Consider the following 13,835-nt stretch of genomic DNA (forward strand, 5'->3'; position numbering starts at 1 on the left):
AGGACAATAGAGGCCAGACCATGCCCACCGAAATCATCCTGATCCGCCACGGCGAAACCGACTGGAACCGCGAACTCCGCTTTCAAGGCCACATCGACGTTCCCCTCAACGACACTGGACACGAGCAGGCGCGCCGGCTCGGGCTGCGGCTCGCAGGCGAACCGGTGCAGCACCTGATCAGCAGCGACCTGATGCGCGCGCAGCAGACGGCGGCGCCGGCTGCGCGCCAGCTCGAACTCGACGTCATCACATCGGTCGCGCTGCGAGAGCAGCACTTCGGCATCGTCGAAGGCATGCGTGCCGACGAGATCCAGAGCCTGCATCCGCGCGCCTGGGAGGACTGGCTCCAGTTCCGCGAAGACCATGCGATGCCCGAAGGCGAGTCGGCGCGCCAGTTCCATGCGCGCATCATCGAGGCGCTGGGCGGCATCGCAACCGCCCATGCGGGGCAGAAGGTGCTGGTGGTCACGCATGGCGGTGTGCTCGACATGGTCTGGCGCACCGCGCGCGGGCTGGGCCTGAACGGGCCGCGCCGCAGCGAAATTCCCAATGCGGGCTTCAACCGCATCCGCATGGCCGATGCCGCGACGCCGGAACGCATCGAGATCGTCGACTGGGCGGACACGCGGCACCTGGCCGATCTGCCGCCGCAGCCCACCTACGACCAGAGCCGCCACCTCAGGAAATCATGAGCGCCCGTTCTCGCCGCATCCGTTGCGCTGGAGCACCGGCAGCAACTGCGGCCCCAGCGACTTCAGCAGCTGCACCGGCAGCGCGCTCGTGAAGCGATAGCGCGCGGCGTGCGGCTCGCGCACGTACGCCAGGATCGTCCCGTAGTAGCGGTCGCCGATCATGAAGACGAAGGTGGCCGAGCGGCCGATCTTGCGCTCGGCGATCACCTGGCCACCGCGTCCCCTGAGTTCGTAGCGGTGGTCGCCGGTGCCGGTCTTGCCGCCGACCTCGATTGCGCGGCCGTCGCCGTCCACGAACGTACTCTTGAGGCGCCGCGCCGTGCCTTCTCGCACCACCGAGAACAGCGCGCGGCGTGCTGTCGCGGCCACCTCGGGCGGCAGCACCTGCAGGGCGGGGCCGCGCTGCTCGAGCCGGCTCTCGTAGGGCGTATCGCGTGCGAAGTGCAGCGCGCCGACGCGCTGCACCGGCAGCCGCGCGCCGTCGTTGACCAGGATGCCCATCAGTTCCGCAAGCGCCGCGGGCCGGTCGCCCGAAGCGCCGATCGCGCTGGCGTACGAAGGCGTCAGCGAGGCGAAGGGGTAGCCCAGGCGCTGCCATGAGCGATGAACCTGGGCAAAGGCGTCGAGCTCGAGCAACTCGCGGATGCGCCGGTCCTGCGCGCTCTTGTGACGCGTCTTGAAGAGCCAGGCATAGACCTCCTGGCGCTCGCGCGGGCTGGCGTCGAGCGCCTGGGCCAGCGATGCGTCCGGGTGGCGCCGCAGGTAGCCGACCAGCCAGAGCTCGAGCGGATGCACGCGGGCCACGTAGCCGCGGTCGGCGAGCGACAAACCGGCATAGGTGTTGCGCAGTGCACGCAGTGCGCGCGGCGAGCCGGCGCCGCGGCCGAGCTTGCGCGCGAGCAACTGGTCGAGCTGCGCATCGCCGGCTTCGGGCTCGATCGTGAACAGCACGCTCGCGAGCCGCGGCGCCGAGGGACGCACGCTGCGCAGCAGCAGCGCTTCGGCCTCGGCCGCCGACTTGCCCTTGTACTTGCGATGGAAGCGCGCGAGGTAAGCCGAGCCTTCGCGGTCGGCGAAACGTGCAAGCATCTCGCGGCGACGCGGGTCGGCCGGGTCCTGCAGCAGGCGTTGGCCGTCGTCGGCACTGCCGAACATCCGGTGGCGCACGATGTCGCGCATCAGGCGGATGAACACCAGGTTGACCGAATGCTTGAAGGCCTGCTGCACGGTCATCGAAGCGTCTGCGTGCGCGCGATCGAAGTTCTCGAAGCGATGCAGGCCGCCACCCGTGAAGAAGGCTTCGCCCTGGCTCGCCGAGTAGCGGCGCTGCATCGCCGCCTCCAGCATGAGCGCAAGGCTGCGATCCTTGGCGCGCAGAAGGTACTGCCGTGCCCACGAGCCGAGCGCATCGCGATCGCTGGGTTTCAATGCCGACAGCGCAGGCGCGTCGAGCCCGGACCAGCGTTCGTGCAGCTCGGCCACCAATTCGAGGTAGCTGACCAGCGTGCGCAGCTTGGCCGTCGAGCCGAGATCCAGCCGGGCGCCCTGGTTCACGTCGAAGGGCTGGTCGATGTTGTCGGCCTGGACGCGCAGCAGGTTCGCGTGCGCGCCGCGTTCGTACAGCGTAAAGCTGTAGATCACGGGATCGAGATTCGCGCCCGGATCGAGCAGGTGATCGCCGACGAGCCCTGCAGCCTTCGCTGCGGCGGGTGTGCGCAGCCGGGTCAGCGCGTTCGTGGCAAGAGCCTGGGCCTCGTTGTCGAGGCTGGTTTCCGCTTCGAGATCGAGGCGTTCGAGGTCGTAGGCGCGCGGCACATCCAGCAGCGTGGCCACATGGGTGCGCGACGCGTTCACCGCCTTGCGTTGCACGAAGTCCGGACGCGGCGCTGTCGGCAATTCGGCCTGCCTCTGCAGCGGGACTGCCAGCGCGGCATCGCGCAGCGCGGGTGCGATGTGGCCGGCATCGGCCATCAGCCGCAGATAGCTGTCGGTCAGCCGGGCAAGGCCCTCGCCCTTGCCGAGCAGGTGCTGCGACGGCCGGCGCTGCGCGATCATCAGCGACAGCGCCTGCTTGAAGGCCTCGGCCTGGCGGCGCAGCGCCTCGTCCGAGGGGGCCGCCTCTTCGCCGGTATCGGCCAGCAGGCGATTGACTTCGCCGAGATCGCGCCCGTACCAGGCCCACAGGCCGTCGCCCAGGCCGTGCACCTCGCCGAACCCCGGGCGTGCGGCCAGAGGCACGGTGTCGAGGTAGTCGACGACGATCTGGCGGCGCCGTGCCAGCGTATCGTCGCCGTCCTGGTAGGCGCGCAGCGAGGCCGACGCCATCTGGCGCAGCTTGTCGCCGACCGAGGCCGTCCGACCCTGGGGCGAATGGCGGTACTTCTCGATCTGGGTCGCCAGCGTACTGCCGCCGGAGGCCGGGCGCGTGGCGTCGAGCGCCCGGTGCATCTGCTCGAGCGCGGCTTTCGCGAAGCGCTCCGGATCGATCGCGGGATTGCGCTGCGCCGGCTGGGCATCCAGCAGATGGCGGTCCTCGACGAAAAGCAGGGCATTGACCAGCAGCGGCGGCACCTCCTCGAAGCGTTCGTACACGCGCTGCGGCACGCGCGTGCGCAGCAGCGTCTGGGCGCGGCAGTCGCGCACCGTCAGGCCGGCCTGGTTCTTCTCGCGATAAGGTCCGAAAAGCCCGCGCTCGTGCAGCTCGATCAGCCGCGGCGACATGCGCGCCTGGCGGGTCAGCACATAGCCCTGGGCCTGCAGGCGCTCGATGTAGTCGGGCAGCTGGCGGTAGCCGAGGCGCTCGTCGTAGGGGCCGCTCTGGGGAAAACGGATAGCATCGCTGGCGCCGGCATCGACGCTGAAGCGCGCGTCGCGCGCGTAGCCATGCCACAGCGCCGATTGCAGCCGCGAGGTCTTGAGCTCGTCCACCGCGAATGCGACGAGCGCAACCACCCCGGCGAGCGCCGCGCCGAGCCAGAAGACCGTTCTGAACCTTGCCACGCTCTGCCTCGCAATGAGCCCGTACCGTGGGTTCGTCAACATGAATGATGCTCCCTCCCGCGCTATTTGGCATAGCTCCCTAGGCCGGAAACTCGGCTGCCAAGCACGGCTCCAACGCATGCCGGCGCCTATTGCCGGCTGGAGGTACAGACCATGATGCAACTCAAGCATTGGCAAGACCCGGTCAACGGTGCGCTGGGTGTCTGGTTGGCTCTTTCGCCCTGGATCCTGGGCTACACCGGCGCGGCTTCTGCCATGCCGAACGCAGTGATCGTCGGCGTGGCGCTCATCGCCGCGGCCTTCGGCGCCATGCTGCTCCCCCAGGCTTGGGAAGAATGGGTCGAAGCGGCACTGGGGCTCTGGCTGATGGCATCCCCCTGGGTGCTCGGCTTCAACGCCCATGGCGACGCCATGCTCACGGCGGTCATTACCGGCCTCGTGGTCCTGGTGCTGGCGCTGTGGACGCTGCTGACCGACAAGGACTACAGCCGCTGGTGGCACGACCGGACCGCGCACTGACGGGGTGACCCCGCGTGCGGATAGCGCTCAGGCGGGATCTTTCGCCGCCGGCGCCCAGCTGCCCGCCGCCCGCAAGCCCAGCGCGGTGTAGACCGCATCGGCCTGCCGGCGCAGGCGCAGCGACTCCGGTTGCCTGTTGACCTGTTGCTGCAGGATGCCCTGGGCGCCGGCCAGCGCGGCCTCGGTGCCGCTGCGGACCAGCGCGTCGAGGTAGACCTGCTCGAACAGGTCGCGTTGCGCATGGCTGCCGCCGATCTCCATCAGGCGCGGCAGCGCCTGCCCCAGCGATTCGATCGTCGCGCCGAAGTCGCCGCGCGCATGGGCAAGAAGTCCGTGCGCTGCGGGTACGCAGACGCGCTCCCAGGTGGCACGCGTCGAGGCCGGCGCATGCGGTGCGTAGGCCTCGATGTTGCGCAGCAAAGCCTTGGCCTCGGGCCGTCCGGCGCGGGCCAGGCCGTAGAGGTACTGCAAATCGAGGAAGGGCAGCACGTGGTCGGCGAGCCGCTGCGCGAGGTAGCCGGCAGGGTCTTGCCAGCGCTCGCCCACATCGATGCCCGCGAGCTCGAAGCGCGCGAGCAGCGACACTGCGCCGATCTGGTCCTGCGAATAGTCCTTGACCACGCCCCACACCTGCCGGTCGTAGACGGCGAGTGCCTCGTCGTCCCTGCCCAGGTCGATCAGGAACAGCGCCACGTGCCACCAGTTGTGCGTGACCATGAAGGAGTTGAGCCCGACCCAGGTGCCGCTCACCTCCTGCATGAAGGCCAGGCCCTCGGCGAGCCGGCCCTCGGTCAGCATGACGTGGCCGAGCGCATGGTGCGCCCAGGGCTCCTTGCGCTCCATCGCGATCGCGCGCCGCGCGCTGGCTTCCGCCTCGTGCATCAGGTGGCATTGCTCGTAGCCGAAGGCGGCCATGCCGTGCAGGTAGGGCACGTCGGCGGCGGCGGGCAGCGCCGCCATTGCGAGCCGCAGCATGCCGGGGCAGTCGCCGGTGTTGAAGCAGTGGTACTGGCCGAGCTTGAGCGAGGCCAGGTCGCGCGGATGTTCGCGCGCCTGCTCCTGGTGCAGCGCGATCGCACGGGCGATATCGCCATCCGCCCAGGCCGCGACCGCCGCGATGTAGCGCTGCTCGCGCGAGCTGGTGCGGGCTGCGTCGGCCTGTGCGCGCTCGAGAAAGGGGCGCGCGTTGGAGGCGGCGTCCCGCGATTCGGCAAACAGGTGCAGCGTTGCGCAATAGGCCTGCACGATCGGGCTCTCGTCCTGAGCGGCGGCCAGGACATCGACTGCGCGCGCCTCGCAGGCGATGAAGCCTTCGACGAAGTCGTTGACCGCGCGCAGGCTGGCGGCGTCTGTCAGGCTGACCGGGTTGCCGAGGCTGTCTTGCATGAAGCCTATTTTGCCGTCGCGGGCGCCGCCAGGCCGCGCCTCCCCCTCGGGGGGCGAAACGGAGTGGCAAGCGCCGGGAGCTCCTACACCCCGGCCTGCTGGTGGCGGTACTCCTGCGTCAGGCCGCCGTAGCCGTAGGCCGCGGCGCGCGCGTCGATCAGGTGCACATACGACACCTCGTGCAGGTTCTTGCGCAGCGCGGCCATGGCCGCGTAGACCTGGCGCAGGTAGCCCGCCTTCTCCGCCTTGGTGTTGGTTTCGTCGGTGATGCTGATGTCCAGATGGAAGGCCGACTTGCCGAGTTCGGCCAGCGATCGGCCGCCGATGAACCAGGCGTCGTCCGCGATGTACTGCACCGCGACGGCGATCACCGGCAGCTTCTTGCCGAGCACGGTCTGCGTCAGCTCGGCCACCGTATCGACGGTCCGGCGGGTGAGCTGGGCGTCGGGCTGGCCCGAAAGGTGAATGACGATGTGAGGCATGGCGTTTTCCTTTTCGGTGATTGGTTCGCTCATTGTGGAAAGATCGATGACATCGGAAAAGCGGGAAGATATGATGCTTGTCATCTATTTTACGAATGGATTACGCCGTGCAGACCTTCGATCTCGAGCAACTCCGGACCTTCGTCGCCGTCGCCGAAGCAGGCAGCCTCACGGCGGCGGCGCCGCAGGTTTTCCTGTCGCAATCCGCCGTGAGCGAGCAGATGCGCAAGCTCGAAGAGCGGGCCGGCCAATCGCTGCTGACGCGCAGCAAGGCCGGGGTGGCACCCACGGCGGCGGGCATCCGATTGCTCGCGTATGCGCATCGGCTCCTGGCGCTCTCCGACGAGGCCTTTCGGGATCTGCGCGGCGAAACGCTGCAAGGCGAGCTGCGGCTCGCGGTCACCGACTACTTCAGGCCGGGCGACCTGACCCGGCTGTTGAGCCGTCTCGGCGAGAGCTATCCGCAGGTGCGTTTGCACGTGAGCATCCTCAAAAGCGGCACGATCGAGGCCGGGTATGCGAAGGGCGACTTCGATGTGGGCCTGTCGATGCGCATCGCCGGCGAGGCGGGTGCTGCGGCCAAGCCGGATGCGCCGGTGCTGCGCCGCGAATCGCTGGCGTGGATGGGCGCAGCCGGCCTGCGCATCGCGCGCGGCGACCCGCTGCGGCTCCTGGTCTTGCCCGACACCTGCTCGCTGCACCAGTTCACGGTGCGACTGCTGCAGAAGCGGCGCGTGCCCTATGCGGTGGCCCACGTGGCTTCGGGCGTTGCGGGCCTGCAGTCGGCGCTGGCGGCCGGGCTAGGCGTGGCCTGCCTCAACGAATCGGCGCTGTGCGAGGGCGTGGCGCGGCTGCCGCCGCCGCACGGCCTGCCGGCGCTGCCGCGCGTGGCTTTTCATTTCCTGCCGGCGCGGCGTGGCGAATCCGAATTCGTCGCCCGTGCGCGTGAACTGCTGGCTTCGCACCTCGTCTGAGATGCGGGCCGGCAGCGCCAAGTTTCAGGCGCCGGGCGGTTCCGGCCAGGGCCGCTGCGGCTCGCGGATCAGCTCGAACGCCCGCGAGACCTTGAGCACGCCCAGATCGTCGAAGCGCTGCCCCGCGATCTGCAATCCGATCGGCAAGCCTTCGCTGGTGTAGCCGCAATTGATCGACGCTGCCGGCTGCTCCGACATGTTGAAAGGCACGGTGAAGCCGATGTGCTCGAGCGGCCGCAGCGGGTCGTTGGTGGGCGAGGGCAGTTCCGCGGCTGCCGGCGAGTTCGGCGCGGTGGGCGAGATCACGTAATCGAAGCTTGCGCAGGCCGCTACCGCCGCGACGCGCGTCGCGTGGAACTGGCTGAAGGCGCGGAACACGTGTTCGCCGCTGAAGCCTGCTGCGCTCTCGGCCCATTCGCGGATGTAAGGAAGCACCTTCGCGCGCTGCTCGGGCGGGAGCGCGTTCATGTCCACCAGCGAGCGCATGCGCCACAGATGGTCCATGCCGTCGAGCATGGCCTGCGTCATGAAGGGCTGCATCGGCTCGACGATGGCGCCGGCCTGCTCGAAGAGACGCGCCGCATGCTCGACCGCCGCGCGGATCTCGGGCTCGACCGCGAGGCCGCAGCCGGCGTCGAGCAGAAAGCCGACGCGCAGGCCGCGCAGGTGGTCCGCGGCGACATCGAACTCGGACCACGCGATGTTCTGCGCCGGCAGGCTCATGCTGTCGCGCGCGTCGGGCTGCGCCAAGGCTTGCATCATCGAAGCAGCATCGGCAACGCTGCGCGTCATCGGACCGGCGGCGCGGCCCATGTAGGGCGGATCGATCGGGATCCGGCCCAGACTGGGCTTGAGGGTGAAGATGCCGCACCAGGCGGCCGGCAGCCGGAGCGAGCCGCCGATGTCGGTGCCGATGTGCAGCGGGCCGTAGCCGGCCGCTGCCGCGGCGCCTGCGCCGGCGCTCGATCCGCCCGGGGTCTTGCGCAGATCCCAGGGGTTGCGCGCCAGCGTGTGGAAGCTCGAGAGGCCGGATGACAGCATCCCGTAGTCGGGCATGGTGGTCTTGCTCACGATCACCACGCCGGCCTCCTTGAGGCGTGCGGCCGGCGGCGCGTCGGCCGCGGCGGGCCGCAGCTCGACGGCGGCCGTGCCGGCGGGCATCGGATCGCCGCGCGTCGCGATGTTTTCCTTGATCGTCGCCGGCACGCCGTCAAGCGGGCCGAGCGGCTCGCCACGCCGCCAGCGTGCTTCCGAGGCGCGCGCCTGTTCGAGCGCGGCCTCGGGGCGCAGCAGCCAAGTGGCCTGCAGATGAGGCTCCCAACGCGCGATGTGGTCGAGCACAGCCTGCGTGACTTCGACCGGCGAAAGGCTGGCGTCTCGGTAGGCGGCGGCGAGTTCCTGGACGGACAGCTCGTGAAGGTGACGGCTCACTCGGCCGCCCCCGCGCTGCCCGCTGCGGCGTTCGCCTTGGGGGCGGCCCGGCGGCTCACGACCACGACAGCGCCGACAGGTCGTTGGCGAAGATCGGCATGTCCTTCCAGAGCCCCTTCACGCCCTTCTTCGCGATGGTCGGGAACTGGGGTTGGAACAAGAAGCCGTTGGCCGCGTCGGCGGCGAGCAGCTTCTGCGCCTCGCCCAGCAGCTTGGCACGCTCGGCCGGGTTGGACGTGGTCTTGATCTTGTCGAACAGCGCGTTGAATTCCTTCGACTGGTAGCCCCAGTAGTAGTCCGGCTTGGCGTAGTTGCCGAGGTCGAAGGGCTCGACGTGCGAAACGATGCTGAGGTCGTAGTCCTTGTTGCCATAGGTGCCGCTCAGCCACTGCGCCCATTCGACGTTCTGCACCTTCACGGTGATGCCGATCTTGGCCAGCTGGGCGACGATCACCTCGCCGCCCTGGCGCGCATAGGGCGGGGGCGGCAGCGTCATCGTGAGTTCGAGCGGCGTCTTGACGCCGGCTTCGGCCAGCAGGGCCTTGGCCTTCTCGATGTTGAAGGGATTGACGCCGGTGGTATCCACGAAGCCGGTGGCGCCGGGCACGTAGTGGCTGCCGATCGGCACGCCGAATCCGTCGGCCGCACCTTCGATGACGGCCTTACGGTCGATGGCCGCCGAGATCGCGCGCCGCACGCGCACGTCGTCCAGCGGCTTCTTCCTGTTGTTGAAGGCCAGGATGGTCTTGGCGCGCGAACCGCCCAGGATCACCTGGAATTGCGGGTTGTTCTTGAACTGCGGAACGATGCGTGTCGCTGCGCGCGGGAACGCGTCGACGTCGCCGGCCAGGAGCGAAGCGGCCTGCGCGGCCGGGTCGGAGATGAAGCGGAAGGTCACCTTGCGAAGCTTCGCCGCGCCCGGATTGCGGAAACCCTCCCACTTGCTCAGCACGACCGAACTTCCCTTGCTCCAGCTGTCGAGCTTGTACGGGCCCGTGCCGACCGGCTTGGTGGCGTTGGTGTCGGCGCTCTTGGGCTCGACGATGACGGCCGTGGCCTGGCCCAGCACGAATAGGAGGTCGGGGTCGATCTCCTTGTTGATGACGACCACGGTGTTGGCGTCGACCGCCTGCGTCGACATGTTGGCGAAGGTGCGCTTGTCCTTGTTGGTGCTCTTCTCGCCGCCGGCGCGGTCGAAGGAGAACTTGACCGTCTGCGCATTGAAGGGCTCGCCGTTCTGGAACTTGACGCCCTGGCGCAGCTTGAAGGTGTAGGTGCGCAGGTCCGGCGAAACTTCCCAGCTTTCGGCGAGCAATGGCGTGACGCTGCCGTCGGCATTGATTTTGGTTAGCGTCTCGAGGATGTTGTATTGCACGATCTCGGCGATCGCGGCGGCGGCGCCCGCGGTCGGGTCCAGGCCCGGTGGTTCCAGCGCCATCCCGAGCACGATCGAATCCTTGCGGCCCTGCGCCAGCGCGGCTTGCGGCAGTGCGAGCGGCACGGTGGCCAGTGCGGCGGTGGTCAGAAGGGTGCGGCGTTTCAACATGGTCAGGGCTCCAGAAAAAGCTGAAAAGAAGAAAACAATCGTGACATCGGCCTAGGGCATGGCCAGAGGCTCCGCCCTTGGTACCGCAGCGAGCAAGGCTTGGGTATAGGGGTGTTCCGCATGCGCGAACAGTCGCTGCGGCGTGCCGCGCTCGACCACCAATCCGCGGTGCAGCACGCAGACCTCGTCGCACAGGTGGTTGACCACCGCGAGGTCGTGGCTGATCAGCAGGTAGCTGATGCCGAACTGCTGCTGCAGGTCCTGCATGAGGTTCAGCACCTGCGCCTGGACCGAGACGTCGAGCGCGCTCACCGGCTCGTCGGCCACGATCAGCTTGGGCCGCGTGATCAGCGCCCGCGCGATCGCGATGCGCTGGCGCTGGCCGCCGGAGAACTCGTGCGGGTATTTGCCGAGGTCGGTGGAGCGCAGGCCGACGGCGGCGAGCGATTCGCCGGCGCGCTCGCGCTGCTCCGCGCGGCTGGTCTCGCCCTGCGCCTCGAGCGGCTCGGCGACGATGCGCGCCACGGTCTGGCGCGGGTCAAGCGAACCGTACGGGTCCTGGAACACCATCTGGACGTCGCGCCGCGCGGCGCGCAGTTCGCCCCTGGGCAGCGCGTGGAGATCGCGGCCGAGCAGCTTCACCGTGCCCGACGTCGGCTTGTCGAGCGCCATCACCAGCCGTGCGATGGTCGATTTTCCCGAGCCCGATTCGCCGACGATGCCCAGGCTCTGCCCCGCGCGCAGGCTGAAGCTCACGCCGTTGAGCGCCTCGACTGTCGGCGGCGGGCCGAAGAGGCGCTCGCGCGGCAGCGTGTAGTGGCGAACCAGGTCGCTGACCTCGAGCAGTGCGGTCACGCAGTCGCTCCTTCGGCGATCACGTCGTCGAGCCGGATGCAGCGCACCTGGTGGTTGTGCGGCATCTGCGTGGGCGGCGGACGCGTCGTATGGCAGTCGTCGATCGTGAAGCGGCAACGGCCCGCGAAGGGGCAGCCCGCCGGCAGGTCGACCAGCTCGGGCACGCTGCCCCTGATGGTCGCGAGCTTCAGGCCGCGCGGTGCGCCGAGCGCGGGCCGAGCGGCGAACAGGCCCTGCGTGTACGGATGGGCGCGCTCGGCGAACACGGCCGCAGTCGGCCCGCTCTCGACCACGCTGCCGCCGTACATCACGAGCATCTTCGAGACGCTCTGCGCGATCACGCCCAGGTCGTGCGAGATGAGGATCAGCGCCATGCCGCGCTCGGCCACCAGGTTATGGATCAGTTCGAGGATCTGCTTCTGGATCGTGACGTCGAGCGCGGTCGTCGGCTCGTCGGCGATCAGCAGATCGGGCCCGCAGGCCAGCGCCATCGCGATGCCGATGCGCTGGCGCTGTCCGCCCGAGAACTGGTGCGGGTAGGCATCGAGCCGAGCTGCGGCATCGGGGATGCCGACCCGTTCGAGCAGCGCCAGCGCCTCCTTGCGCGCGTCGGCGTTCGAGAGGCCGCGGTGCAGCCGGAGCGGCTCGCCGACCTGGCGCGCGATGGTGTGGACTGGGTTCAGCGCCGTCATCGGCTCCTGGAAGATCATCCCGATACGGTTGCCGCGGATTTCGCACATCGCGCGCTCGGGCAGGCCGACGAGTTCGGTGCCGTCGAAGCGGATGCTGCCCGTCACCTCGGCGCTGGCCGGCAGCAGCCCCATCAGCGACTGCACCGTGATCGACTTGCCGCAGCCCGATTCGCCGACGATGCCCATCGTCTCGCCGCGCTCGAGCGTGAAGCCGATGCCGCGCACGGCCTCGGCGGGGCCGCGCTGTGTCTGCAGCTGGACGTGAAGGTTGTCGACTTCGAGCAGAGGCATGGTCGAGATCAGCGGGCGCGTGCGAGGCGCGGATCGAGCAGATCGCGCAGGCCATCGCCCAGCAGGTTGAGTCCGAGCACGGCCAGCGCGATCGCCATGCCCGGAAAGACCGCGAGCAGCGGCGCCTGGAACATCATGGTCTGGGCTTCGCTGAGCATGCGGCCCCAGGAGGGCTGCGGCGGCTGCGTGCCGAGGCCGAGGTAGGAGAGGGCGGCCTCGGCCAGGATCGCGATCGCGAAGCGGATCGTGATCTGCACGATCAGCACGGCCGAGATGTTGGGCAGCACGTGCTGCATGGTGATCGCGAACGCGCCCTTGCCGCAGGCGCGCGCGGCCGCCACGTACTCGCGCGACCAGATCGCGTTGGCCGATGCGCGCGTGATGCGCGCGAAGGTCGGGATGTTGTAGATGCCGATCGCGATGATCGCGTTGACGATGCCGGCGCCGAACACCGCCGTCATCATGATGGCCGACAGGATGGCGGGAAAGGCCATCGAGAAATCGGTGAAGCGCATGATCGCTTCCTCCACCCAGCCGCGCCGCGCCGCCGCGAGCAGGCCGAGCGCGGTGCCCACCAGCAGGCCGATGCCGACGGCGATCATGCCGACCAGGATGGACGCGCGCGCCCCCACCAGCAGCAGCGAGGCCACGTCGCGGCCGAAGGTGTCGGTGCCCAGCCAGTGCGCGCCGCTCGGCGGCTTGAGCTTGTTGGCGATGTCCATCTCGTAGGGGGACCAGGGCGTCCAGACCAGCGAGACGGCGGCCGCGAGAAGCAGCATCAAGGTGAGCACAGCGCCGATGGTGAAGCTGCGGTGGTGCAGCGCACGGCGCCAGAAGCCGGGCACCTTGAAGGCGGCGGCGCTGGGTACTTGAGCAGGAACGGCGCTCATATGTCGGAGGCCTTGATGCGCGGGTCGATGACGGCATAGAGCACGTCGACCACGAAGTTGACGATGACGACCATCGCCGCCAGCAGCATCACGCAGTTGCGCACCACGATCAGGTCGCGGTTGCTGATGGCCTGGAAGATCAGCCGGCCCAGGCCCGGCAGGTAGAACACGTTCTCCACCACGATGGTGCCGGCCAAGAGCTCGGAGAACTGCATGCCCATCACGGTGATCACCGGGATCAGCGCGTTGCGCAGCACATGGGTCCAGAGCACGGCCCGCTGCGAGACGCCCTTGGCGCGCGCGGTGCGCACGAAGTCTTCGCGCATCACCTCGAGCACGGCCGAGCGCGTGATGCGCGCCAGGATCGCCGCCTGCACCACCGCGAGCGAGAGGGCAGGCAGCAGCAGCGCCTTGAGCCCGGCGAACACGCCTTCCTCCCAGCCTTCGAAGCCGCCGGCCGAGAACCATTGCAGTTGCACCGAGAAAACGAGGATCAGCAGGATCGCGAACCAGAAGTTGGGAATGGCGATGCCCACCTGCGTCAGGCCCATGAGGCCGACGTCGCCGAGCTTGTTGTGACGCGCCGCCGCCGTCACGCCCACGATGAGCGCCAGAGCGGTGGTGAGGGTCATCGCGAGCAGCGCCAGCGGCACGGTCAGCGCGAGGCGCTCGAGGATCAGGTCGAGCACCGGCGAGCTGTAGGCGTAGCTGTCGCCGAGCTCGCCAGTCAGCAAACCGCCGATCCAGTGCCAGTAGCGGGTCCAGGCCGGCTGGTCGAGCCCGAGCTTGGCGGCCAGCGCCGCCACCGCCTCGGGCGAGGCGTCCGGGCCCATGAGCATCTGCGCGGCATTGCCGGGCAGGATCTCCAGCACGAGGAAGACGATGACGGAAGCGCCGATCAAAGTGGCGATCAGCGTCACGAAGCGCTTGAACAGGAAGAGACTCATGGGGCGGGGCGCAGCATAACCCGGTGGACGCAACGACCATGCCTAACCTGTTTGCGCCCATGTTCGGCGCTTCGCGTCCTCACTGCCCCCGTGGGGGCTTCGGCCGTCTGGGAGCGGCCCAGCAGCGGCC

At 68.9% G+C, this 13,835-nt stretch carries 12 protein-coding genes; 3 read left to right on the forward strand and 9 right to left on the reverse strand.

Annotated elements, in window-relative coordinates:
• Positions 1 to 20: 20 nt before the first annotated feature.
• A complete protein-coding gene (locus tag EJI01_RS17910; RefSeq protein WP_126838491.1) occupies positions 21 to 692 on the forward strand; it encodes a histidine phosphatase family protein in 672 nt (223 codons plus the stop codon).
• On the opposite strand, the gene EJI01_RS17915 is transcribed toward EJI01_RS17910, so the two are convergent.
• Positions 687 to 3,692, reverse strand: coding sequence for a transglycosylase domain-containing protein (locus tag EJI01_RS17915; protein WP_126838492.1), 3,006 nt, complete (start codon positions 3,690 to 3,692; stop codon positions 687 to 689). The genes EJI01_RS17910 and EJI01_RS17915 overlap by 6 nt on opposite strands.
• Positions 3,693 to 3,845: 153 nt before the next feature.
• Between EJI01_RS17915 and EJI01_RS17920 the strand changes: the two genes are divergently transcribed.
• On the forward strand, positions 3,846 to 4,211 hold the full coding sequence (locus EJI01_RS17920) for an SPW repeat protein (protein WP_126838493.1): 366 nt from the start codon (positions 3,846 to 3,848) through the stop codon (positions 4,209 to 4,211).
• A gap of 27 nt (positions 4,212 to 4,238) precedes the next feature.
• On the opposite strand, the gene EJI01_RS17925 is transcribed toward EJI01_RS17920, so the two are convergent.
• Both EJI01_RS17925 and EJI01_RS17930 read right to left on the reverse strand, forming a co-directional pair.
• The gene (locus EJI01_RS17925; RefSeq protein ID WP_126838494.1) at positions 4,239 to 5,597 is read right to left on the reverse strand and encodes a tetratricopeptide repeat protein; all 1,359 of its coding nucleotides are present in this window, start codon (positions 5,595 to 5,597) and stop codon (positions 4,239 to 4,241) included.
• A gap of 83 nt (positions 5,598 to 5,680) precedes the next feature.
• Positions 5,681 to 6,079 (reverse strand): tautomerase family protein, encoded by a 399-nt coding sequence (locus EJI01_RS17930; RefSeq protein WP_126838495.1) that lies wholly within the window; start codon positions 6,077 to 6,079, stop codon positions 5,681 to 5,683.
• Positions 6,080 to 6,186: 107 nt separating this feature from the next.
• On the opposite strand from EJI01_RS17930, the gene EJI01_RS17935 reads away from it, so the two are divergent.
• Positions 6,187 to 7,053 carry a LysR family transcriptional regulator gene (locus EJI01_RS17935; protein WP_126838584.1) on the forward strand — a complete coding sequence of 289 codons (867 nt, stop codon included), beginning with the start codon at positions 6,187 to 6,189 and terminating at the stop codon, positions 7,051 to 7,053.
• 24 nt (positions 7,054 to 7,077) lie between these two features.
• On the opposite strand, the gene EJI01_RS17940 is transcribed toward EJI01_RS17935, so the two are convergent.
• From EJI01_RS17940 to EJI01_RS17965, 6 genes are read right to left on the reverse strand one after another with little or no spacing between them, the layout of a single operon-like run.
• Positions 7,078 to 8,484, reverse strand: coding sequence for an amidase (locus EJI01_RS17940; protein ID WP_126838496.1), 1,407 nt, complete (start codon positions 8,482 to 8,484; stop codon positions 7,078 to 7,080).
• Positions 8,485 to 8,539: 55 nt separating this feature from the next.
• A complete protein-coding gene (locus tag EJI01_RS17945) occupies positions 8,540 to 10,030 on the reverse strand; it encodes an ABC transporter substrate-binding protein (protein ID WP_126838497.1) in 1,491 nt (496 codons plus the stop codon).
• A gap of 51 nt (positions 10,031 to 10,081) precedes the next feature.
• Positions 10,082 to 10,885, reverse strand: a complete 804-nt coding sequence (locus EJI01_RS17950; protein WP_126838498.1) for an ATP-binding cassette domain-containing protein — start codon at positions 10,883 to 10,885, stop codon at positions 10,082 to 10,084.
• A complete protein-coding gene (locus EJI01_RS17955; RefSeq protein WP_126838499.1) occupies positions 10,882 to 11,868 on the reverse strand; it encodes an ABC transporter ATP-binding protein in 987 nt (328 codons plus the stop codon). Before EJI01_RS17955 ends, EJI01_RS17950 begins: the two co-directional genes overlap by 4 nt.
• An 8-nt stretch (positions 11,869 to 11,876) precedes the next feature.
• Complete coding sequence (locus tag EJI01_RS17960) at positions 11,877 to 12,758, reverse strand: ABC transporter permease (protein WP_126838500.1); 882 nt, start codon at positions 12,756 to 12,758, stop codon at positions 11,877 to 11,879.
• Positions 12,755 to 13,705, reverse strand: a complete 951-nt coding sequence (locus tag EJI01_RS17965; protein WP_126838501.1) for an ABC transporter permease — start codon at positions 13,703 to 13,705, stop codon at positions 12,755 to 12,757. The genes EJI01_RS17960 and EJI01_RS17965 overlap by 4 nt, the downstream gene beginning before the upstream one ends.
• Positions 13,706 to 13,835: the final 130 nt, after the last annotated feature.

The organism is Variovorax sp. MHTC-1 (genome assembly GCF_003984645.1).
Lineage (GTDB): Bacteria > Pseudomonadota > Gammaproteobacteria > Burkholderiales > Burkholderiaceae_C > Variovorax.

Bases quoted from the DNA above. Each gene is read 5' to 3' on its own strand.
- EJI01_RS17910 (WP_126838491.1), top strand. From the start codon at position 21: ATGCCCACCGAAATCATCCTGATCCGCCACGGCGAAACCGACTGGAAC.
- EJI01_RS17920 (WP_126838493.1), top strand. From the start codon at position 3,846: ATGATGCAACTCAAGCATTGGCAAGACCCGGTCAACGGTGCGCTGGGT.
- EJI01_RS17925 (WP_126838494.1), bottom strand. From the start codon at position 5,597: ATGCAAGACAGCCTCGGCAACCCGGTCAGCCTGACAGACGCCGCCAGC.
- EJI01_RS17930 (WP_126838495.1), bottom strand. From the start codon at position 6,079: ATGCCTCACATCGTCATTCACCTTTCGGGCCAGCCCGACGCCCAGCTC.
- EJI01_RS17945 (WP_126838497.1), bottom strand. From the start codon at position 10,030: ATGTTGAAACGCCGCACCCTTCTGACCACCGCCGCACTGGCCACCGTG.
- EJI01_RS17955 (WP_126838499.1), bottom strand. From the start codon at position 11,868: ATGCCTCTGCTCGAAGTCGACAACCTTCACGTCCAGCTGCAGACACAG.
- EJI01_RS17960 (WP_126838500.1), bottom strand. From the start codon at position 12,758: ATGAGCGCCGTTCCTGCTCAAGTACCCAGCGCCGCCGCCTTCAAGGTG.
- EJI01_RS17965 (WP_126838501.1), bottom strand. From the start codon at position 13,705: ATGAGTCTCTTCCTGTTCAAGCGCTTCGTGACGCTGATCGCCACTTTG.